Source organism: Pseudoalteromonas sp. 120-MNA-CIBAN-0494, assembly GCF_040308885.1.
Classification (GTDB): Bacteria; Pseudomonadota; Gammaproteobacteria; order Enterobacterales; family Alteromonadaceae; genus Pseudoalteromonas; species Pseudoalteromonas nigrifaciens.
The window spans coordinates 142,463-163,472 of record NZ_JBEOOE010000001.1 but is presented as its reverse complement, the minus strand read 5'-3'; the positions used below and the strand labels follow the sequence as shown (position 1 = coordinate 163,472).

Genomic DNA, 21,010 nt, shown 5'->3' with positions numbered 1-21,010 from the left:
GGTGCTAAATTAATAAGCACGACATCGGAGATAAGAATGACGACAGCACCTAAGTACGTAGAAGGGCATAACCTGTTACGCGGGAAATCGGTTTTAGTAACGGCCGCCGCAGGCGCGGGCATTGGCTTTTCAGCCGCATTACGTGCAGCCGAAGAAGGGTGCCGGGCATTAATGATATCTGACATTCATCCACGTCGTTTAGATGAAGCTGTAGCTAATATAAAAGCGCAAACAGGTTTGCAACAGGTATTTGGCCAATTGTGCGACGTAAGCCAAGAAGAACAGGTTCAGGTATTGATCAATGCAGCAGAGGATAAACTCGCAGGTGTTGATGTGCTTATTAATAATGCAGGACTAGGTGGTCAAACCGCTGTAGTAGATATGAGCGACGAGCAGTGGAGTAAGGTGATGGACATTACTCTTACCGGTACATTTCGTATGACCCGTGCAATGCTGCCATTTATGCAACAACGCAAGGCAGGTGTAATCATTAATAATGCTTCAGTATTGGGTTGGCGAGCACAAAAAGAGCAAGCACATTACGCCGCTGCTAAAGCCGGTGTTATGGCATTTACTCGCTGCTCGGCATTAGAAGCTGCTGAGCATGGAGTGCGAATTAACGCGGTATCGCCATCAATCGCTTTACATGAATTTCTTAAAAAAGCCTCAAGTGCCGACGTACTTGAGCAATTAGCCTCAAAAGAAGCCTTTGGTCGTGCTGCCGAAGTATGGGAAATCGCCAACGTGATGATGTTTTTAGCCAGCGATTACTCGTCTTACATGACGGGCGAAGTTGTGTCTGTTAGTTCACAGCGTGCTTAGGGGGGCAAAATGGCAAATAAAATAATTACTAGCAAAACGCAATTACTTGCTTCAACCGGACTTGATTTAGGCGTAAGCGACTGGATTGCAGTAGAGCAAAGCCGTATTGATATGTTTGCCGAGGCAACGGGAGATCATCAATGGATCCATGTCGATCCCATTAAGGCTGCAGAAGGCCCATTTGGCGCATGTATTGCGCATGGTTATTTAACCCTGTCATTAGTTAATTATTTTTTACCTCAGTTGGTAGATGTGCAAAATATAAGCATGGGAGTTAATTACGGCTGCGATAAAGTACGCTTTCCTAATGTGGTTACAGCGGGCAGTAAAGTACGCGGCACAGGGCAAATAATTAGTGTGGAAGAAGTTAAAGGCAGTGTGCAAGTGATCACGCGAGTAACCATTGAAGTGGCAGAGCAACAAAGGCCAGCCTGCGTGGTAGATACCATTAGCCGTTACTCGTTTGTCTAAATGTTTTGGTTAAGCACGACTAAAGCATAACACTTAAACAGCTAGCGGTTATGTTACAAATAATAGTATTAAATTGCTTAATATAAGAGTGCAATTTAAGAATAACGGTTATTGATAAAAGGTTGGATTTAATTACACAAACGAGGGGTAACATGGTCAATACTGATACGCGTTATATTATTTGGTTGCTGGATTTTTTATCTAGCTTGGGAATGGATACCAACACCATTGCTGCCAACAATGGTATCAGTCGCAGTGAGCTCCACAAACCTAATGTGCTCATTAATGCTAAACAGCATCGAGGTTTACTAACTGATGCACAGCAGTGTTATGAGGGCAGCGATCTTGGACTCATATTAGGTTTAAAACGCTCTATTGCTACCCACGACCAACTTGCATATTTAATGATGAGCAGCGCGACGCTGCGCGATGCCAGCCATATTGGGCTTAAATATCAAAATTACTCAGGCCGCTTTTCTGGTAATTTAGTAGTGACCTCCTTTAGTGAAATTCAAGCCGAAGGCTGTTATCAAATTGACGCTAAAGCTGAGCTGGGTGAATTGCGTGTATTAGCAATAGAAGATTTACTTGCCAATATAGTCACGACTTGTCGTTGGGTGCTTGGTCAAGCATTGCCTATTACTAAACTACGTTGTAATTATCCGGCGCCAGTTCATGCTGAGTGTTACCAAGCCATTTTTAATTGCCCCGTCGAATTTGATGCCCAGTAACCCAGCTATTTTTTGATGCTGCGATTTTGGATCAACCACTCCCGCAGTCGAGCCCAGAAAGTGTCAACTTTTATAAAAAACTGTGCGAAGAAAAAAGCATTACTCGAAATCATGGCGACATAGCATGGCGCTTGTCGCAAATTATTGTTGAAGATCCTGCCAGTCCTCCATCGCTGCACGATGCAGCACTAAAGCTGCATTGTAGTTGCCGTACCTTGAGCCGTAAGTTATTGGCGCAAGGTTGGCGCTATCAACAATTAATCGATCAAGTACGAGAGATACATGCGCGGCGACATTTGAGCGATCCTACGTTATCAATCACTCGCATTGGTCAGCAACTTGGGTATGCCGATAGTTCGGGGTTTCATCGCGCTTTTAAAAAATGGACTGGGTTGTCGCCAAGTGCTTTTCGCCATGCGTTATTTGCGGTGCGCTAATCGCTAGTTAATGGCTAGATCGGATAACAACTTGGCGCAATGAGACAAGCTTTATTAACCACTCAGACCTATTATTTTAACCATGATTTAACATGTTTATTTTGCACAGCAACAGGAAGGTATAATAATAATGAAAAAATATGATGGCCTTAATCAATCAATGCTAGAGCGCTTTGCAACTCGTCCGGGTCGCAAAGAATTATTACCAGAGTTAAGCGAAAAAGCGCAAGTTGCGCTTATGTGTCGCATGCTTATTCGTGAAGGATGGGATGAGCATATTGCAGGGCATGTTACTTACCGATTAGAAAACGGTAATATTTTAACTAATCCATGGGAGCTCGCTTGGGGGGAGTTAACCGCCAGCGATATCGTTACGCTAGACCCAAAGGGGAATGTGCTTGATAGTGATTGGAATGTGACCCCAGCGATAGGTTTGCATTTACAGCTGCACGCAATGCGACCTGATGTACATGTTGTTATTCACAATCATCCGCATTGGAGTGGTATTTGGGCTTGTATGCAAAAAGTGCCGCCAGTATACGACCAAGCAAGTGCTTATTGTGGTGTTGAATTACCACTTTATGATGAATATGAAGGCACCTTTGAAAACGAAGCAACTAGCTTATCAGCAGTTGAAGCGCTCGGTGATGCTAAGTGGGCATTACTGGCAAACCACGGCTCGTTAGTGGTGGGTAAAAATCTGCGCCAAGCACACCTAGAGCAATTACTTTAGAGTGGCGCAGTAAACGCGCGTATGAAGTGGAATTAGCAGGTGGCGGGCGACCATTAAGTGATGAAGAAGTTAAAAAAGTGTCTATTGCTGACGACAACGGTTTCCCTTTTGTTTGGGAAGCAATGGCGCGCAAAGAATTACGCCTAGATCCAGGTTTAGTCGACTAAATTTGTCGGATTCACTTAGCTAAGTAGAAGGAATAAAAAATGAAGCTTACAGTAACTCCGCTTGATAATGTTGGCGTAGAAGTGTCGGGTTTCGATATTAACGAGCCACTTACCGATGAAATAAAAGCTGAACTAAAAGCACTATGGTACGAACACGCTATTTTAGTGTTTCGTGATCAGGATATTAGCCCTGAAAAGCAAATTGAGTTTAGTCGCATTTTTGGCCCGTTAGAATTACATCCGTTAAAAGTTACCACCAGTGATAAATATCCAGAGTTATTTGTGCTACAAAATGGTGGCCCTATGGATAAGTTTCAAACTGCTTTTTATAAAGGCGAAGAAATTGTGGGTCGGTTAGATTGGCACATGGATTTGCATTATACAGCGCGTCCAAATCATGGTGCACTGTTGCGCGCTGTGGTGGTGGTGGTGGTGGCAGCAGAAGATGGCATGACCGGTTTTGGCGATTTAGCAAAAGCGTACGATGCACTCGACGACGACACTAAAGCTTTAATTGAACAGCTAGAAGTGGTTTACAGCTTTAGTATGCAGCGCCGCCATATGCGCTACGTTAACTTAGACGGTTATGAGCCTGGCCCTAACAGCCCAACAAAACCAACCGACATTGGCTTTCCTGACTTTTCAGACGCTGCTTACCCTATGGTAGTTACACACCCGATCAGTGGCCGTAAAGTACTTGAGGTGGTAGAGCAGTTTTTAGATAGAGTTGTTACTCCACAGCAATTTGGTTTATCGAATGATGAATCTATAGAGCTACTTGAGCGATTTGTTGCGCATGTACAAAAGCCGGAATTTACTTACTTTCATAAATGGCGCGAAGGCGACATGGTACTGTGGGATAACTGGCGTGCAATGCACTGCAATGCACTGCAATGCACTGCACTGCACTACCGGCACTAAGCCTGGGATCAATCGCGTTATTAACCGCACCACCATTGAGGGCGATATAACGCTTGGCCGTGTGTTAAAAACAGAATAACTTTACATCTATTGCAGCAGCTTAAATTAACCAGCTGCTGCTTTTTTATATCTTTCATTAATACTTACCAGCCTCTACACGACATTTCAATCTGCTAATTTTTAATCTATAGCATGCACTTAATATACTTGCGTTTAATACGCAGATTTATTACCTAAGCAGAATAAGTAAGTTAAACCGTTACGCTGTTTGCTATAACGGTTGTTAAATTAAGTGCTAGGGCGTGTTTATTTTTCGAGGTTAAATTGGCAGGTGCTTAGCGGCGCTGCGCCCAGCGAGCCTGCCAAAAAAAGTGGCATCTCCAACCGACATACCACTGGCATATCCCTTGGCTGTACGTGGTAATCCCGCGGTGGCTCGACCAGCAGCATAAAGCCCACTTATTATTTCATTGTCTAAATTAACCACTTCACCCGTAGTGAGTGTTTTTAGCCCACCAAGCGTAAATATGAGCGGGCCTTTGGTGCCGGGCATAATTACAGCAGTCATTTCACTTGCAGAGTATTCTAATAAGGCAAAAGGGGGCTTGTTTAACGGTTTTAGCCACTCGGCGGTTTTATGAAATAGTGGGTCTTGTTTATTACTGGCGTGCTGATTAAAGTAGCTAACAGTTTGCTCAAGCATACCGGCCGGGAAGGGCGCTTCACTGGCAACTTCTGCTATGCTATCGCCAGTGGCAACAATGGCTGCACGTTGTAAATAATGCGACGCCTCAAAATCCTCTTCTTGTACTAACAAATAAAACTTTTGCTCAGCTTGTTGGCAAGAATAATGCGCCAATCTGGCTAAATACGCATCTTCATTTATATAACGCTGACCGTGTTTATTTAGTAAAATACCGTAGGTTAGCTTTGCTGGTGGATAGAGCGGAAACGACATAAAAGCCTGTTCCATATTAATTGTTTGCCCGCCGACTGCTTGGCCTAATTGAATACCATCCCCCATATCGAAGGTGTTGCCATAAGGTATGCAATACTCAAGTAGATCAGGCATGTATTGACGTGTCATGGTGTCGTTCATTACAAAGCCACCGGTGGCTAATACCACACCACGAGTTGCACGAATCGCAATTTCTCGGTTGTCGCGCTTAGCAATTACGCCGCAAACACGATTGTTTTTATCTACTAATAAAGCAATAGCGCGACAATCATTAATTACCTCAGCGCCCGCGCCTGCGATGCGCTGCATTATGGCATCCATAAATATTTTACCGCCTTCGTCGCCCACTTTAGAGGGCACGTGACCGCGTGGAACGGGCTTAGCAATGGTATTAAAAGGGTGAGCTTTTTCATTACCGGTAAATAATAACGACTCATCACTGAGTGGCACTACTGTACGCTCTAAAAAGGCTGCGCGTTTATAAGGTACACCAAGGGATTCAACCCAATCAAAATGTCCTGCAGCGCCTTGTGCATAACAACGCATCTTATCTTCATCGCCATACGGGCCAAGTGCTTCGCGTAAATAAGCCAGCATGTTTTCGGTGCTATCTTCTAAACCTAACTCTTTTTGTAATGCAGTGCCGCCACTGCCGCCTAAATACATTTCACAGCTTGATAATGCAGTCGAGCCACCCCCAGCACTGGCACGTTCTAAAATAGTAACCTTAGCACCTAAGGTTACAGCTTCTAGTGCGGCGGCGGCTCCTGCGCCGCCATAACCGCACACGAGTACGTCGGTGCTAATATCAAAGTGGCTAATCGATTCAAAAGCGCGAACTTTGTGTGTGCTTAGTATTGGGTTCATGTTATATCCTTATAAGTATTTAATATTTAGTGTTTAAAACTTGCCATTGCGCATCATGGCGTCCATACCACCATCTACATAAATAATGCTGCCATGCACAAAAGAGGCTTGGGCTGATTGTAAAAAACTGACCGCATCGGCAATTTCACTTGGCTGACCATTGCGACCAATAGGCGCAACAAAGTTACGTACGGCTTCGCCAAAACGTGGATCTTGCTTAGAGGCTTCGTGCAGTGGAGTTTCAATTGCACCGGGAGCAACTAAGTTAATACGCACGCCGGTACTCCCCGTTTTAACGGCTAAACGACGACAATGCACAGTGAGTGCGTATTTAGATGCCGAATAGGCTATTTGTGGTTGGCCAAGCTCATCTGCCAGTGCGCGAGCGGCTGGCTCGTCATTGTTGAGCATTAACTCAATAATAGGGTGTGGATCTGCCACTTGTTGACTAGCGGCCACTGAGCCAATAACGGTAATAGCTGGCTGCTCACCTTTGGCGAGTGCAGGTTGAAGTAATTCAATTAACTCGGTTGAGCCAAAATAATTAACCGAAACCACTAAACTGCTACTTGGTGCGGTAACGCCAAGGCCCGCGCAACAAACCAGGCCATCTAGTTTACCATTGGCTAATTTGATAACTTGCTCTGCGGCATTAGCGCGACCTTCAGGGGATGATAAATCGGCATTAACTTCGGCTTGATGGCGGTCTATGCCGATCACAGTATGACCTGCTGCGCGTAGTTTTTCACAAACGGCGGCGCCAATCCCTGATGCTGAACCTGTAACTGCGGTAACTGACATAATAAACTCCTAGCATTATTGGTTAATAGTAATTAAAACAAAGTTTAATTTACTGAATGGGTTTTATGAGTTGTTTTGCTTGATAAGATTTTAATTTAAACAGTAAAAATACCGATATTAATGTTGTACTCGTACTAATAAGTAAAGCATAACGTAAGGATTCAACACCGGCCACCTCCCTAAATACTTCACTAAGCACGCCCACCAACATAGGCCCAACACCTATGCCTAAAAAAGTAATCAGCACGGTTTGCATTGAAATAGCCAATGCCCGCTGAGTACCCGGTACAATTGAAGTGAGTAATGTGAGACAAGGGCTAACCCACCATACAGAAAAGAAACTCGCTAAGGTGCAAAACAGCATAGCAAACGGAATACCGGCAAAAAATAGGTCATCGCCTAAGCCTTTAGGCCATAAAAAATATATAACAATAAATACCCACCCCAGTATATGGCCTAGTATAGGTAGCCATAAAACACCTTTTCGCCTGGCGATTCTATCAGCCAAATAGCCACTAGAAAGTATTCCAATCGCTGCCGCACCGCCGCCAAAAAAGCCTGCCATCATGCCGGCTTGGCTCAGTGTTAAGTCGTGGCTGCGTACTAAAAAAGTGGCATTCCACATGCCAAACGCATTTGCGCCTAACGTTGCAATGGCGCTTGAGCAAACTAATAGTCGATAATCTTTGCGCTTTAACAATGCTTTTGTTGATGCTCTAAAACCTGTGGTTAGTGCAGGCTGCAGCGGTGAAGTTGGAGAGCTAATGGCATCATCGTATTGACCGCGTTTAGGTTCGGGCATCACAAAAAATAGCAAAAAAGAAATAAACAAAGCGGGAGTAGAGATAATAAAAAAGGTTTCTCGCCATCCATACAGCTCTACCCAATATGCACCTAAGGTAAGCGCAATAATGGCGGCAAAGGTAGCGCCAGAGGTAAAACAGCTAATCGCAAATGAGCGTCGCTCAACCGGGTAACTGTCCGAAAGTAACGATAAAGAGGCCGAAGTAACCGGTGCTTCAGCTACTGCCACCAACATACGCATTATTAGCAAGTATTTGTGGCATTGATACCGACGTTGCCACCATCGCTAGTACCAGTGGCCGTGCAATTGAAGGCACCGAAATAGCAATAATGTCTGAGCAGGGTGAAATACTCGGTGCTAATGAAACTGGCGAAATTTGTATTCGTGGTTTTCATGTAATGAAAGGGTATTTTGAGCAACCACAAGCAACCGCCGAAACCATAGATAAAGACAATTGGCTGCACACCGGCGATGTTGGGCATTTAGATAAAAATGGCTATTTAAGCATTACCGACAGACTAAAAGATATGTACATTTCGGGCAGATTTAATTGTTATCCGGCAGAAATAGAGGCAGTACTTATTGAGCACAGCGCTATTGCACAAGTTGCAGTGGTAGGAATTAAAGATGAGCGCATGGGAGAAGTTGGCTGTGCATTTATTACTTTAAAATCATCAGCAGAACTTGATGAGGCAACGTTAATGACTTGGTGTCGTGAGCGCATGGCAAATTATCGAGTGCCCAGAAAAATCAAAATAATTGACGCAATGCCAGTAAATGCTTCTAACAAAGTAGTTAAAGCAGAACTGATAAAGCATTTTTTGCAACAGTAAAATTTTAGAAGGAGCAAACATTTGGAATTTTCATTTACCGAAGAGCAGAAAATGATCCGCGATACTGCGCAAGCCTTCTTAGCTGAAGTATCGTCATCGAATACAATATGCAGCGCAATGGACACTGAGCAAGGCTTTGATCCACAAATATGGCAACGTATTTGCGAAGAAATGTACTGGCAGGCAATTCATATACCGGAAGAATATGGCGGCATGGGACTAGGCTATGTAGATTTGGTGGTTATGCTGGAGCAAATGGGACGTTATTTATTATGTTCGCCGTTTTTTTCAACCGTGTGTTTAGCCAGTAATGCCTTAATAGTTGCCGGCACTGATGAGCAAAAGCAACAATATTTAACGCAAATATGTGAAGGTAGTTTAACCGCTACGCTTGCCTATACCAGTAAAAATGGCCAGTGGGACGCAACAGCAGTGCAAGGCATTGGAACTGCACAGGGCGATGATTATGTACTTAATGGCACATATCGTTATGTACTAGATGGCCACACGGCGCAATTATTAATAGTTGCCGCACGTAGTGAAGGCAGTGAGGGCGAGCAAGGAATAAGTTTATTTGCAATAGACTCGGACACCCCTGGAGTAAAGCGCACTTGGTTGCCAACTATGGATCAAACACGTAAACAGGCAGAAATAGTGTTTGATAATGTGCGAGTGAGCAGCAGCCAATTAATGGGCGAGGCAAATAATGCTTGGCCACAGCTAAATAAAGTATTGCAACTAGCTGCTATAGCCATTGCAGCAGAGCAAGTAGGTGGCTCGCAACAAGTATTAGATTTAACTGTAGAGTACACCAAAGAGCGAGTGCAGTTTGGTAGGCCTATAGCGGGTTTTCAAGCAGTTAAACACCAAGCGGCAGATATGATGCTGCGTACCGAGGTGGCGCGCTCAGCCGTTTATTACGCTGCGTGCGTAGCAGAGGAGGCGCTCAGTGGTGGTTTGTTGGCCGATGAGTTAGGCGAAGCAGCCAGCGTAGCTAAGTCGTATTGCTCAGAAGGCTACTTTAAAAATGCCGGAGATGCGCTGCAACTTCATGGTGGAGTAGGGTTTACCTGGGAATATGACGTGCACTTATATTTTAAACGAGCCAAATCGTCTGAGTTATTTTTAGGTGATGCAGCTTATCATCGTGAACACGTCGCAGCATTGTTATTAGATTAAACGGCTGCTAAAAAAGGTAAAACAGATGAAATTAAGTTTTAGTGATGAAGACGAAAAATTTCGCGCCGAAGTGGCACTTTGGCTCTTTGAGAATTTAGTGGGTGAATTTGAGCAGCTTAAATTTCGCGGTGGCCCAGGGGATGAACACATGTTTCCTCTGGAGCGTAAAAAGTGGGAACAAAAGCTCGCGCAAGGAGGTTGGACCTGCATTGGTTGGCCTAAAGAATATGGTGGCCGAGGGTGCTCTATTGAGCAGCAAGTTATTTTTAATGAAGAATATGCTCGCGCCGGTGCGCCGGGTCGTGTTGGGCATATAGGTGAAGGGCTTGCTGGGCCAACGTTAATTGCCTTTGGTAGTGAAGCGCAAAAACAAAAATACTTGCCAGGCATTGCAGCCGGAACCGCACTTTGGTGCCAAGGTTATTCTGAGCCTAGTGCAGGCTCAGACTTAGCTAATGTTAATACCAAGGCACATTTTGACGAAGCCAAAGGTAAGTGGATTATTAGCGGGCAAAAAGTGTGGACATCGCTTGCGCATGAATCTGACTATATTTTTGTTATAGCGCGTACTAACCCAAATTCTAGCGCTCACAAAGGGCTAGGCTTTTTCTTAATGAAAATGGATCAGCCAGGTATTGAAGTGCGTGGCATAAGGCAGCTTACCGGCACCTCTGAGTTTAATGAGGTATTTTTTGATCAAGCCGAATGTGATGCCGACGATATTGTAGGGCAACCAGGTGAAGGCTGGGCTATTGCTATGGGTTTACTTAATTTTGAGCGTGGCGTGTCGACCTTAGGTCAGCAAATGCAGTTTCAAAATGAGCTTAATCAAATTATTGATATAGCCAAAGCCAATGGTAAAAGCCAAAATCCAACTATTCGCCAACGCATTGCTGACGCTCATATAGGGCTTAAAATAATACGCTACAACAGTATGCGTATGCTCTCAGATACAGGTGATGGCGGCTTACAAAAAGAAGCGCTGATCTATAAGTTATTTTGGGCAACATGGCACCGTGATTTAGGCGAACTGGCAATGGATGTACTTGGTCCCGAAGCCGAAATACTAGAGTCAGGCCCTTATACATTAACCCGTTTACAGGCTATGTATTTGTTTGTTCGCTCAGATACCATTTATGGTGGCACTAACGAAATACAACGTAACATTATTGCTGAACGTGGCTTAGGTATGCCCAAAGAGCCTAAAATAACCGCATAAAATAATTGTATTACTTAACCTGATGTAACGGATAAAAAATCGCTTAACCAGCACATCAGGTTACTTATTTTATTGCTCATTACGACTGGGCTGGTGGGGTTATTTTTAGCGAAGGCTGTGAGTTCAAAAATTAACTAAAGAGTAAGAAGGGCTGTAAAGCTAAGCCCGCTTAATCAGCGGGCTTTATTTGAATACAGTAAGGACGTTAAAACTACTGCGAGGCATAGGCATTGGCGCGTCGGTTAGTCCCCCATTAACACCAAAAATTTCACCAGTGATATAGCCCGCCGCGGGCGAGGCTAAAAATAGCGCACAAGCCGCTACATCTTCAGGCTGACCTAAGCGATTCATAGGTGTACGTTTAACAATAGCCTGCTCCATTTCATCATTCATTACGCCTTTAAGTGCTTCGGTAAGGGTTGAGCCTACGCTAATTGCATTAACGCGCACTTTAGGTGCAAAATCTTGCGCTAAATTAAGCGTCATAAAATTTAATGCCGCTTTGGCGATGCCGTAACTGATAAAGCCGGGCTGAGCTAACTGCCCAGCTACCGATGAAATATTAATAATACTGCCTTGGCCACTGGTATTTACCATGTGCGGGGCACTAATACGTGACAAATCAAACGCGGTAGCGGTATTGAGCTTAAAGCAATTTTCTAACTCTGCTGCGCTGCTGCTAAGTGTAGGCTTAATTGCGCCTGAGCCACCGACGTTATTGACTAAAATATCGAGTCGGCCAAAATGCTCAATTGTTTTATCAACTAATGACTGTCGTTGTTGCTCATCAAGTACATCGCACGCAACGACTAAAGTGCGGCTGCCGCGTTGGCGTATTTGCGCTGCTGTTTGTTCAATATCTTCGATGGTTCTGGCAGTGACTACAATATCGGCACCCGCATCGGCTAATGCCAGTGCTATGGCAGCACCTATGCCACGCCCTGAGCCGGTAACAATAGCGACTTGGCCATCGAGGCGAAATCTATCGAGTATAGACATTAATATCTCCTTACTTAAATTAGACTAACATGTTGCTGTGCAAATTAAGGTTGCCTTACAGGCATACCTCAAATAAACCCGCAGCACCCATGCCACCGCCAATACACATGCTCACCACAACATATTTAACACCGCGACGCTTGCCTTCAATAAGGGCATGGCCCACCATACGCGCACCACTCATACCAAAGGGGTGGCCAATGGCGATAGCGCCGCCATTAACGTTAAGTTTATTGTTATCAATACCTAGGTAGTCGCGCGAATAAATAAGCTGACACGCAAACGCTTCGTTAATTTCCCACAAACCAATATCATCAATTGATAAACCATGTTGTTTTAATAGCTTAGGAATAGCATATACAGGGCCAATACCCATTTCATCGGGCTCGCAACCTGCAACCGCCATACCACGAAACACACCCATTGGCGCTAAGCCTTTTCGTGTCGCTAATTGTGAGTCCATTACCACGCAGGCTGATGCGCCATCAGATAACTGACTTGCATTACCTGCTGTAATAAATTCACCTTGTGAAATAACGCGACCATCTTTCCACACCGGTTCTAAGCTTTGTAGGCTCTCAAGAGTTGTAGAAGGGCGGTTGCCTTCATCTTTAGCTAGTAATACGTCCTCAAAGGTCACTTCTTTGGTTTCGCGGTTAAATACTGATTTAGTAGATGCCATTGGCACAATTTCGTCATCAAACAGGTTGTTTTTTTGCGCCGCAGCAATACGCAGTTGCGACTGTAAGCTGTACTCATCTTGCGCTAAACGTGAAATGTTGTAGCGCTTAGCAACCACTTCTGCCGTTTCGATCATCTGCATATAGGCATGCTCTGAATGCGACAGTACTTTTTTTGAAATATTACGATAAGTATTTTTGTGTTTGTTTTGCACCATAGAAATAGATTCAACGCCACCGGCAACCACAATATCCATTGAACCAAGCATAATATTTTGCGCCGCAAAACCTATACTCATTAATCCAGATGAACACTGACGGTCAAGAGTCATACCCGGCACGCTATTAGGTAGGCCTGCAGCGGTCGCTGTTAAACGGCCCAAGTTATAGCCTTGAGTACCTTGCTGGGCTGCACAACCAATGATCACATCATCAACCTCAGCACCATCAATACCCGCGCGTTTAACGGCTTGCTCAACTGCATGACCTGATAATGCAGGCGCTTCGGTATCGTTAAAGGCACCACGAAAGGCTTTGCCCATAGGCGTTCTGGCGGTAGAAACTATAACTGCTTCGCGCATGATTATTCCTTTTTTATTTTGAAGTGCAAAGGCACTCTTACGGTTAAATTTTAGCTAGGTAATAATGCTGAGTTGCTGCAATAACACGTGTGTATTGGTTAAATTAGTCAGATTAATTGCAATTATTACCACGGGTAAAAATAGAGTTTTCCATATCTACATTAACCCTTATCGCGTCACTGTGAACATCGACCATTTGAGGTAGACAATAACTAATTAGTAAAATAAAGAGAATTAGTAATTGGTTTGTACTGCTTATTAATTCGCTTATTGGGCGAGTTTAGCTTTAATAGTGATGAGTAAAGCAAGACAATATTTGCCGCGGATTTTAGAAAGGGAAACAGTTACAAACGGAATTGATTTTAATGAATTTACGTTGTGGTTCCTGCAATTTATTGAAAGTAGTTAGGGTATATTGACCGTTCATGGTTGAACCTTTTTCACTCTAGGGGGCTTTAATCGCGGTGCGAAATTTGTAACCTAGTATGCTCGGTAACTGTTTTTCCCTTATTCTACTAGCTTAAAACCAAGTAAAAATAAGTAAAAACGAGCAAAGCTTCCGCCGCTCACCTATACCCATGTAGATAAAAATAGTTCATCACCCTTGGCAAAACTACTCGATCAGCGTGTGTTTGGCATTTATACGTCGATATCACCTAGTTTGTGGGGAATAACGACATTACATAGGCTCTGTCTAACCTAAAAGCCAAGCAAATTGCTAAAAATTAAACCTTAGATGGTAAACAGGCTCTAATTAAAAAGAATTTTTTAAGTGGGAAAGTTGTTTTTTATTAATTAAACAGGCTAAAAAAACACATGAAATGAATGAAAAGTGAACGAGGTATTTAATTATGTTTAGCTAATAGAGTTTATAAAAGTTATTAGGATCAAATAAAGACAGTTTATTTTTTGTTTACCTAGTTTTACGTTGTTTATAAATTATAAACACATATTTTACACACCATTAAAACGGTTTTTAATTTATGGGTCGTTGAGGCTTGTGAATTGTTTAGTACGCATATTTATAAAAATTAAGTACTAATACTATTACATTTAATTGCAGGATTGTTTGATAAGTAAGCAAATGAAAACTCACTAAACCGTTATTTTATCTTAAGATTAAATCGTCTTACCGAAGTTGCTCAAAGGAAATGGCAATAATGAAAAAATATCTAGGTTATTTATTATGTTGCTTTGCATGTAATGCATATAGCAACGATGAAGTAGCACTTACTTTAGTTGGGTACATTTCACCTAAATGTGAGTTCACGGCAGAAAATAAAAACTTAATTATTTCTTCAGATGGCTTCGCTAATACAGAGTTAGCAATTAATTGTAACTCACCTATGCGGGTATCTATGCTGTCAGAAAACGGTGGTTTGCGCCACCAGCAGGGTACTCACTTAAATGCTTATAACGTTAACTTGTCAATTGCAGATGCTAATCAAAGTATGTCTGTTTCGTCACAGACCCTAACAGTATCACAAACATTTAATGTTGATAAAATTTTATTTAACAGTGTAGCAAAACTACAGTTAGAGCTAGTAGACCCTTTAATTTATGCAGGAAATTACCAGGATGTTATTCGCATAGAAATGACGCCATCTGCAGTCTCTGGTGGTGTGCGGTAAACCATTAATTATTAAACATAAACATATGTCACATGGAAAAGGAATATAACAATGAAAAAGTTAATCGTATTATCAGCAATCGCAGCACTTACATCAGGTGCAGCACTAGCAGACAGCATAAACTTAGGCGCGGCTGTACAGTCTGTGTGTGGAGTTAGTAACACAGAGACTGTTAAATATTTTCCAGCTCTAGCGCTCGGTGATAGTGCTACAGTTAATTTTAATCTTCAGTGTAATGATGTAAACGGCGCAACAATATCGCTAACAACTTCAGAAGGGCATTTACAAAATGCGGATGATGAAGATCAGGGCATTGGTTATACTGCAGCATTAAGTGCAGGTCCATTTGCGTTTACTTTAACTGCAGATGATGGCGCAAATAATCAGTCTGTATCACAAAGCCAAGCTGGTACACCGGCAATGGCTGGAGGTACTATAGCGGGGACAATTTTAGTTACAGTTACACAAACACCTACATGGTCAGGGACGTATGCAGATACGCTTACATTAGGTATAACAGCTAATTAATTCGTCACTTTAAAAGGCAGTTTTTAACTGCCTTTTTATTATTTAGAGGGAATTTTATGCGTTTATTTATAATTTTTATTTTATTTACAGCTTCTTACTCGGCATTGTCTTTTCAAGTACAACCTATGGTTGCAGAGGTACAACCTATGGGGAGCCAATCGCAACAAACAATACGCATAGCAAATACATCAGTAAATCCTTTAACTATTGAAATTACAGCATATGATTTATTAATAACGGATCAAGGAGATGAGTCGTTACGTGAAAATGAAGATGACTTTTTAATTATACCTATGACAACTATTATTCCTGCAGGAAAAAGCCAGTCAGTTATTGTTAGGTATATTGGTGAGCCTGTACTTTCCGCTTCAAAAGCTTATCGTTTAATGATTGATCAAGTAAAAGTTAATTTACAAGATGATAATACATCAGGTGTTGGTATGAGCTTGAGCTTTAGAACGTTACTTAATGTGGTTCCGCAAGGAGCAGAAGCCAAGTTAATGATTAAAAGTAAAGCACAAGCAGCAACTGGTGAGTGGAAAGTATTATTAGAAAATACCGGCAATAAATATATTCGCTTATCGCAAGCACAGTGGGTAATTAAGGGTAATAATGAAAAATTTGTGCTTGAAGGAGAAAGCTTAAGTAAAGCGTTAAGTGGAAAGCTGCTTTTACCTAACTCAAGTCGAGAAGTAACAATAAAAATACCAGCGCAATTTAATGCAGAGCAAAGTGAGTTAGAGGTGCTGTTTTAATGTGTAGGCTGCTGAATTATTACTTATTATTATTTGTAATGTTAGCTTTGCCCGCCTACGCTTTAGAAGTAACGCCCATGGTAGTTACTTTTTCACCAAATGGCGTGTCAAATGGTGCATCTAGTTTAATACATAACCAGTTACCACGTGATATTGCCTTTGATATACAGGTATACGAAATTCAATTTACACAAGATGAACCACAACTAGTGCCGTTAGAAGATTCGCCATTGTGGGTGTTTCCGCCGTCATTATTTTTACAAGCGGGGCAAAGTCAGCGTATTCAATTTAGATGGCTAGATAAAGTACTGCCAACCACAGATAAAAGTTACCAAGTTAGCTTGATTGAGCAACCATTAAACGCTCACTTAGCAGACAAAGCATCGCAATTAACCATGCTGCTTAATGTGAACTTAATTGTGCATGTAGATCAACCACAGTTAACAGCAGATTTAGCCGTTGGAGAGTCTCATATTGAGGGAACAGACATTATGGTAAATATAATAAATAAAGGCCCAGGTGCGAGTCGATTAAGTGATTATGAGATCAAGTTAACTGATGAAAGTTCTGGAGTATTAATAGAGCGCATTTTAAAGCAGCAATTAAAGGCACAAGGGTATGACGTGTTTTTTGCACCTAATAGTAGCCACTATATAAAAATACCTAAACCAAAATCGATAAAAGAGGATAGTTTTAAAAGCTTACGCTTAGAATTGATGAGGTAATAAATATGCGTATATTTATTTGTTTATTATTAATTGTATTCACTCAAGTAAGCCTAGCAAAAATAAATCCATCTAACCGAACCATTGAGCTAAGTGTTGAGGCTGAGCTTAATAAAACAGATATTGGCAGAGTAACACTTGCTGTGGAGCCAGGTGATAATTTATTACTTAAGTGGAACGAAGTTGAAACAGTATTAAAGGAAGTGTTATACCCTGAAGGCCTTGCCATATTAAAAGCTAAGGTTGTTGATGGTTTGCTTAGCAAGCAAGCATTAGAAAAGTTTGGCTTTGTGGTTAACTTTGACCTAAGCGATTTTAGTTTAAAAATAAATGCCCCTCTTAATTTAACCCGCCCGCAAACATTAAGTTTAAAATCAGACTCTAGGCGACTAAAAGCTTCAGAAGTGGCTAATTTAAGTGGCTTTGTTAACCTGTATTCTAGCTACTTATATCAACAAAATAACAATACAGATACGACAGACAAACAGCTAGCCTTTCGTGCTGAAATGGTGATGAATTGGGGGGGCTGGGTAGTAGAAAATGAACTTGAGTACTTATCAGATGTTGAGGCAACATCATCAAATGTTAAACGTTTAGGCACACGCTTAGTGCATGACTTACCGTTAAAAGGCATGCGTGTATCAATAGGCGATAACTACAGCTCAGGAAGTTACTTTCAATCTACATCACGTATTTTGGGGATTTCACTTGCTCATGACTTCTCGCTAGTATCCGATAGGCCAATAAGACCCAGTGCCTCTAGAAGCTTTACTTTAGAAAGCCCATCTTCTGTAGAAGTATTGGTTGACGATAGGATTGTAAAGCGATTAAATTTAACTGCAGGCATATATTCATTAGATGATATACCGTTGAATGAGGGAAGTAATAATATAAGTTTGCGGATCACTGATATTGCAGGGGTAGTACGATACGTTAATTTTGATGTAACCACGGGCTTAGATTTATTTGCAGAGGGACAGCTAGAATATGAGATTCATATTGGAGTGCCATCGACATTAACCGATCAGCTAAATTACGATAATGACAGCCCATTGATAAGTACCTATCTTGATTATGGGGTATCGCCTAGTTGGACTATTGGCTTTACAGCGCAGGCAGATGAATTTATACAACAAGCAGGCTTTAAAAGTATTTATGCTGCCAATATTGGCCAATTTGCATTTGAAAATGCAGTGAGTTTTGGCGACGAAACAGGACACGCTTACCGATTGGTATATAGTAGCTTTACAGACAGAAGTGAATTACCACAAGATATTAGTTTTGGTTATGAGTACTCTACTGAAAACTTCCGTGCTGTAGGCTATCGACCTGATCTACAAGGTAGTGCTCGACTACGAGAACACTTTATTCAGGCAAACTATAGCTTTTTTAATAGCCCTACTTTACGTACTTCTTTTTTTGCCAACCTATCAAGAGCACATAATGAAGCTCAGTTTGATAAATCAGTAGGGTTAAGTTTATCTGGTGATTTAAGTAACAACCGTTGGCGTTATAGCCTAGGCGCTCAATGGGATGAAATAGCAGATAATGCAGAGTGGGGAATTAGGCTCTCTTTAACCTATAAGTTTAGTAATGATCGACGTTTAAAGTTATCTCACCAATCACGTAGAAACAAAACACGTTTAGAGTATACCCAAGATGCTAATCAACGTTATGTAGGTGCCTTTAGTTTAAGAACGGGAATTGAACATAATGACCAAAATGAAGCATTATTTGACTTAAACACACAATATAATGGCAACCGATTTTTAGCTAGTTTAGACCATGCTAGCTTTTATGAGCAATTAAATGCAAGTTCAGCTTATCATCAAAGTCGGGTTAGTTTTGCATCCAGCGTAGCATTTGCAGAAGATGATTGGGCAATAGGTAAGCCTATATACGACAGCTTTGCTTTAATTAAACCCCACTCGAGCCTAAAAGATAAAAAAATAACCTTGGGCCAATACAAAGATCAATACAGAACAAACAATGCAGATTTTGATACTATTTTATTACATGATATTAGCTCATACGATAATTCGGCTATTTCAGTAGATGTAGAAGATTTGGAGCCTGGGTATGATATTGGGGCGGGTTTAGTGGTGTTTTTCCCATCTTATCGCAGTGGGTATAGTGTAATGATTGGTACTGCTGCAAATATATCGGTTATCGCCACTTTACTAGATCAACAACAACAGCCGTTAGCATTACAAGTGGGTGTTGCTGTATGTTCAGATAATACTGAAAAACAATATAAGTTTTTTACAAATAAATCGGGTCGTTTTGCATTAACTGGGCTTACCCCTTGTAGCTATGAAGTGACATTAAATAATAGCGAAAAATCGCAATTTATTTTAGATGTAAAAGAAGGTGAGCAACTACAAAGAAAAGGAAAGATTTATGTACACTAAACAAACGGTTACCTTTATTAGCGGCTTAGCTTTATTACTTTTACCTTATATTAGCTACGCACAGTGTGATGCAAGGTTAAATAATATTGACCACTTATTTGATGACTTTGATCAGTACCATGCATTACAAAAAGTAGATGCAAAAAAGCAGCTGCGCATTAATGTAATAAATGACGAACAGTGCCAGCTACATATTATACTAACCAGTGAAAACCAAGCGCAGCTAAAAGGCGCTTTTCAAAGTATTGCTTATCAATTTCGCAGCGATACTCAGCAATTAGTCAGCTCATCAATTAGTCGTTTACAACTAGTAGAGTCAGCGGCTGAAGTTGAACTTTTGATCCCATCGGGTACACCGGTAAAGGCAGGGTTATACACAGATAGATTGCAAATAAAACTTTATGATCAAAATAATCAGCTGCTCGATGAGCGTCAACTTGACATTGAAACAGATATTGCCCCAAGAACCAGCCTGTCGGTGCTTGGTTATAATACTTTTGCAAATATCATTAACTTAGGAGAGTTAATACCTCTGCAAGAATACGCTATGTTACCTAGCCTGCAAGTAGTGACTAATTCAGATGTTCGGCTGCGTGTTAGCTCTGATAATAAAGGTAAGTTAGTGCACAGTATGTATCAGCAACAATATGCGATAGATTATAATTTAGATTTGGCGGGTAATTGGTTAGGATTGAGTCAAGATACAAATAAAACGTTTTCATACGCTGGGCAAACTGTGTTTTTATTGCCACTTAAAATACAGTTAGCTGACTTTAAAGAGCAAGCCGCTGGTGAGTATACAGATACTATAAGGTTTCAAATTAGCCCACTTAACTATTAACTTTGTTTAAGTTTTTTTGACACCATGCAAGTGCTTGCTGCTTATTTTTAACGGCAATTTTTTGATACACTTTATGTAAATGAACTCGCACAGTTGCTTCGCTGATAAACAGGCTATCGGCAATAGCACTGGAGTGCATTCCTGAAAACAGTAAGTTTAAAACTTTAATTTCTTTACAGGTAAGGTTATTCGACTGCAGTGTTGTTTGTTGCTCGCTAGCCAGCATTTGCCTCATCCAACAATCAGTAACTGCGCGAGGAAACCAAAGTTCTCCCTTATTAATCGCTTCTAACCCTTGGTGAAAAAGAGCTTCGTCTGTATTAGCATAAAATAAGCCCTTTAAGTTAGGCCATTCTTTTAATGGAATAACATCACTGTCTTTAGGCACGTCAAAAATAACAAGCCCTTGGTGCTCATTTTTTAACATAAACTGATTAATTAGTTCATAGTTAGTGATAACGTTAAGTGCTTGATAATTTACCAGCAGTATATTGTATTGTGTCGCCACACAAAATAAAGAAGTATACCCGGAAGTATTTAAACACTTTATCTGTTTATTCGTTATATTTTCAATTGCCATAAATTTATTCCATATACTTAAGTATTACTACTATATTCCTAAGTTCAGTTAATATCAATGGTGAAATAATGTACAAATCGTTTGTTATTTAACTTAAATCGCTTGTTTAATTGTAGTATACGCAATAGGCTCTGTGGGTTTATTTACTTCCTCATTTTAATAATTTAAGGTGAATGGCGTTTTACTGAATAACTATTAGCGAGGAGTTGTGGCGCGGCAGGGTTTTTATTAATAAAATATTAGAAAATGATACATATCATCTTGTTTATATCATATAATTTACATCCAGAGGAAAGATGCTACAACGCATCTTTTTTTATGCCTACAATTTATAT

At 41.3% G+C, this 21,010-nt stretch carries 22 protein-coding genes; 16 read left to right on the top strand and 6 right to left on the bottom strand.

The window, feature by feature from the left end:
* Positions 1-36 precede the first annotated feature (36 nt).
* From AAEY55_RS00760 to AAEY55_RS00730, 7 genes are all read left to right on the top strand, one after another.
* Entirely contained in the window at positions 37-822 is a 786-nt protein-coding gene (locus AAEY55_RS00760) for an SDR family oxidoreductase (protein ID WP_058373853.1), read from the top strand.
* 9 nt (positions 823-831) lie between these two features.
* Positions 832-1,293: a MaoC family dehydratase gene (locus tag AAEY55_RS00755; protein ID WP_179807452.1), complete on the top strand. Its 462-nt coding sequence runs from the start codon at positions 832-834 to the stop codon at positions 1,291-1,293.
* A gap of 152 nt (positions 1,294-1,445) precedes the next feature.
* On the top strand, positions 1,446-2,024 hold the full coding sequence (locus tag AAEY55_RS00750) for an AraC family transcriptional regulator (RefSeq protein ID WP_257025470.1): 579 nt from the start codon (positions 1,446-1,448) through the stop codon (positions 2,022-2,024).
* A gap of 26 nt (positions 2,025-2,050) precedes the next feature.
* Complete coding sequence (locus tag AAEY55_RS00745) at positions 2,051-2,461, top strand: helix-turn-helix transcriptional regulator (protein WP_257025469.1); 411 nt, start codon at positions 2,051-2,053, stop codon at positions 2,459-2,461.
* A 130-nt stretch (positions 2,462-2,591) separates the two neighbouring features.
* Positions 2,592-3,194 (top strand): class II aldolase/adducin family protein, encoded by a 603-nt coding sequence (locus AAEY55_RS00740; protein WP_218910973.1) that lies wholly within the window; start codon positions 2,592-2,594, stop codon positions 3,192-3,194.
* A gap of 26 nt (positions 3,195-3,220) precedes the next feature.
* Positions 3,221-3,361, top strand: coding sequence for a hypothetical protein (locus tag AAEY55_RS00735; RefSeq protein ID WP_218910972.1), 141 nt, complete (start codon positions 3,221-3,223; stop codon positions 3,359-3,361).
* A 39-nt stretch (positions 3,362-3,400) separates the two neighbouring features.
* Positions 3,401-4,282, top strand: a complete 882-nt coding sequence (locus tag AAEY55_RS00730) for a TauD/TfdA family dioxygenase (RefSeq protein ID WP_350549635.1) — start codon at positions 3,401-3,403, stop codon at positions 4,280-4,282.
* Between the two features lie 319 nt (positions 4,283-4,601).
* Here AAEY55_RS00730 and AAEY55_RS00725 read toward each other — a convergent pair whose 3' ends face one another.
* The 3 genes from AAEY55_RS00725 to AAEY55_RS00715 are packed head-to-tail and all read right to left on the bottom strand — an operon-like array spanning position 4,602 to position 7,941.
* Entirely contained in the window at positions 4,602-6,107 is a 1,506-nt protein-coding gene (locus AAEY55_RS00725; protein ID WP_350549632.1) for an FAD-dependent oxidoreductase, read from the bottom strand.
* A gap of 33 nt (positions 6,108-6,140) precedes the next feature.
* Positions 6,141-6,908 carry an SDR family oxidoreductase gene (locus AAEY55_RS00720; protein WP_179807449.1) on the bottom strand — a complete coding sequence of 256 codons (768 nt, stop codon included), beginning with the start codon at positions 6,906-6,908 and terminating at the stop codon, positions 6,141-6,143.
* A gap of 49 nt (positions 6,909-6,957) precedes the next feature.
* Complete coding sequence (locus AAEY55_RS00715) at positions 6,958-7,941, bottom strand: MFS transporter (RefSeq protein ID WP_350549629.1); 984 nt, start codon at positions 7,939-7,941, stop codon at positions 6,958-6,960.
* On the opposite strand from AAEY55_RS00715, the gene AAEY55_RS00710 reads away from it, so the two are divergent.
* The 3 genes from AAEY55_RS00710 to AAEY55_RS00700 are packed head-to-tail and all read left to right on the top strand — an operon-like array spanning position 7,923 to position 10,944.
* Positions 7,923-8,546 carry an AMP-binding enzyme gene (locus tag AAEY55_RS00710; protein WP_350549626.1) on the top strand — a complete coding sequence of 208 codons (624 nt, stop codon included), beginning with the start codon at positions 7,923-7,925 and terminating at the stop codon, positions 8,544-8,546. The genes AAEY55_RS00715 and AAEY55_RS00710 overlap by 19 nt on opposite strands.
* Before the next feature lie 21 nt (positions 8,547-8,567).
* Positions 8,568-9,725 carry an acyl-CoA dehydrogenase family protein gene (locus AAEY55_RS00705; protein WP_350549623.1) on the top strand — a complete coding sequence of 386 codons (1,158 nt, stop codon included), beginning with the start codon at positions 8,568-8,570 and terminating at the stop codon, positions 9,723-9,725.
* A gap of 25 nt (positions 9,726-9,750) precedes the next feature.
* Entirely contained in the window at positions 9,751-10,944 is a 1,194-nt protein-coding gene (locus AAEY55_RS00700; protein ID WP_350549620.1) for an acyl-CoA dehydrogenase family protein, read from the top strand.
* Between the two features lie 183 nt (positions 10,945-11,127).
* On the opposite strand, the gene AAEY55_RS00695 is transcribed toward AAEY55_RS00700, so the two are convergent.
* Together AAEY55_RS00695 and AAEY55_RS00690 are read right to left on the bottom strand one after the other, a co-directional pair.
* Positions 11,128-11,943, bottom strand: coding sequence for an SDR family oxidoreductase (locus AAEY55_RS00695; protein WP_350549617.1), 816 nt, complete (start codon positions 11,941-11,943; stop codon positions 11,128-11,130).
* A gap of 55 nt (positions 11,944-11,998) precedes the next feature.
* Positions 11,999-13,204 carry an acetyl-CoA C-acyltransferase gene (locus AAEY55_RS00690; protein ID WP_350549614.1) on the bottom strand — a complete coding sequence of 402 codons (1,206 nt, stop codon included), beginning with the start codon at positions 13,202-13,204 and terminating at the stop codon, positions 11,999-12,001.
* A gap of 1,160 nt (positions 13,205-14,364) precedes the next feature.
* Here AAEY55_RS00690 and AAEY55_RS00685 point away from each other — a divergent pair.
* From AAEY55_RS00685 to AAEY55_RS00660, 6 genes are read left to right on the top strand one after another with little or no spacing between them, the layout of a single operon-like run.
* Positions 14,365-14,835, top strand: coding sequence for a hypothetical protein (locus AAEY55_RS00685; RefSeq protein WP_011328783.1), 471 nt, complete (start codon positions 14,365-14,367; stop codon positions 14,833-14,835).
* A 51-nt stretch (positions 14,836-14,886) separates the two neighbouring features.
* On the top strand, positions 14,887-15,363 hold the full coding sequence (locus AAEY55_RS00680; RefSeq protein WP_350549611.1) for a hypothetical protein: 477 nt from the start codon (positions 14,887-14,889) through the stop codon (positions 15,361-15,363).
* A gap of 56 nt (positions 15,364-15,419) precedes the next feature.
* Positions 15,420-16,118, top strand: a complete 699-nt coding sequence (locus AAEY55_RS00675; protein WP_179807442.1) for a molecular chaperone — start codon at positions 15,420-15,422, stop codon at positions 16,116-16,118.
* Entirely contained in the window at positions 16,118-16,843 is a 726-nt protein-coding gene (locus AAEY55_RS00670) for a hypothetical protein (protein ID WP_244181038.1), read from the top strand. The genes AAEY55_RS00675 and AAEY55_RS00670 overlap by 1 nt, the downstream gene beginning before the upstream one ends.
* 5 nt (positions 16,844-16,848) lie before the next feature.
* Entirely contained in the window at positions 16,849-19,254 is a 2,406-nt protein-coding gene (locus AAEY55_RS00665; protein ID WP_350549607.1) for a fimbria/pilus outer membrane usher protein, read from the top strand.
* On the top strand, positions 19,244-20,095 hold the full coding sequence (locus AAEY55_RS00660; RefSeq protein WP_179807440.1) for a hypothetical protein: 852 nt from the start codon (positions 19,244-19,246) through the stop codon (positions 20,093-20,095). The genes AAEY55_RS00665 and AAEY55_RS00660 overlap by 11 nt, the downstream gene beginning before the upstream one ends.
* Here the strand turns inward: AAEY55_RS00660 and AAEY55_RS00655 are convergent.
* A complete protein-coding gene (locus AAEY55_RS00655; RefSeq protein ID WP_011328777.1) occupies positions 20,085-20,675 on the bottom strand; it encodes a LuxR C-terminal-related transcriptional regulator in 591 nt (196 codons plus the stop codon). The two genes, AAEY55_RS00660 and AAEY55_RS00655, sit on opposite strands and share 11 nt — an antisense overlap.
* Between the last annotated feature and the right edge of the window lie 335 nt (positions 20,676-21,010).

Coding starts and splice junctions, on each gene's coding strand:
- AAEY55_RS00760 (WP_058373853.1), top strand. CDS start 37: ATGACGACAGCACCTAAGTACGTAGAAGGGCATAACCTGTTACGCGGG.
- AAEY55_RS00755 (WP_179807452.1), top strand. CDS start 832: ATGGCAAATAAAATAATTACTAGCAAAACGCAATTACTTGCTTCAACC.
- AAEY55_RS00750 (WP_257025470.1), top strand. CDS start 1,446: ATGGTCAATACTGATACGCGTTATATTATTTGGTTGCTGGATTTTTTA.
- AAEY55_RS00740 (WP_218910973.1), top strand. CDS start 2,592: ATGAAAAAATATGATGGCCTTAATCAATCAATGCTAGAGCGCTTTGCA.
- AAEY55_RS00730 (WP_350549635.1), top strand. CDS start 3,401: ATGAAGCTTACAGTAACTCCGCTTGATAATGTTGGCGTAGAAGTGTCG.
- AAEY55_RS00725 (WP_350549632.1), bottom strand. CDS start 6,107: ATGAACCCAATACTAAGCACACACAAAGTTCGCGCTTTTGAATCGATT.
- AAEY55_RS00720 (WP_179807449.1), bottom strand. CDS start 6,908: ATGTCAGTTACCGCAGTTACAGGTTCAGCATCAGGGATTGGCGCCGCC.
- AAEY55_RS00700 (WP_350549620.1), top strand. CDS start 9,751: ATGAAATTAAGTTTTAGTGATGAAGACGAAAAATTTCGCGCCGAAGTG.
- AAEY55_RS00695 (WP_350549617.1), bottom strand. CDS start 11,943: ATGTCTATACTCGATAGATTTCGCCTCGATGGCCAAGTCGCTATTGTT.
- AAEY55_RS00690 (WP_350549614.1), bottom strand. CDS start 13,204: ATGCGCGAAGCAGTTATAGTTTCTACCGCCAGAACGCCTATGGGCAAA.
- AAEY55_RS00685 (WP_011328783.1), top strand. CDS start 14,365: ATGAAAAAATATCTAGGTTATTTATTATGTTGCTTTGCATGTAATGCA.
- AAEY55_RS00680 (WP_350549611.1), top strand. CDS start 14,887: ATGAAAAAGTTAATCGTATTATCAGCAATCGCAGCACTTACATCAGGT.
- AAEY55_RS00675 (WP_179807442.1), top strand. CDS start 15,420: ATGCGTTTATTTATAATTTTTATTTTATTTACAGCTTCTTACTCGGCA.
- AAEY55_RS00670 (WP_244181038.1), top strand. CDS start 16,118: ATGTGTAGGCTGCTGAATTATTACTTATTATTATTTGTAATGTTAGCT.
- AAEY55_RS00665 (WP_350549607.1), top strand. CDS start 16,849: ATGCGTATATTTATTTGTTTATTATTAATTGTATTCACTCAAGTAAGC.
- AAEY55_RS00660 (WP_179807440.1), top strand. CDS start 19,244: ATGTACACTAAACAAACGGTTACCTTTATTAGCGGCTTAGCTTTATTA.
- AAEY55_RS00655 (WP_011328777.1), bottom strand. CDS start 20,675: ATGGCAATTGAAAATATAACGAATAAACAGATAAAGTGTTTAAATACT.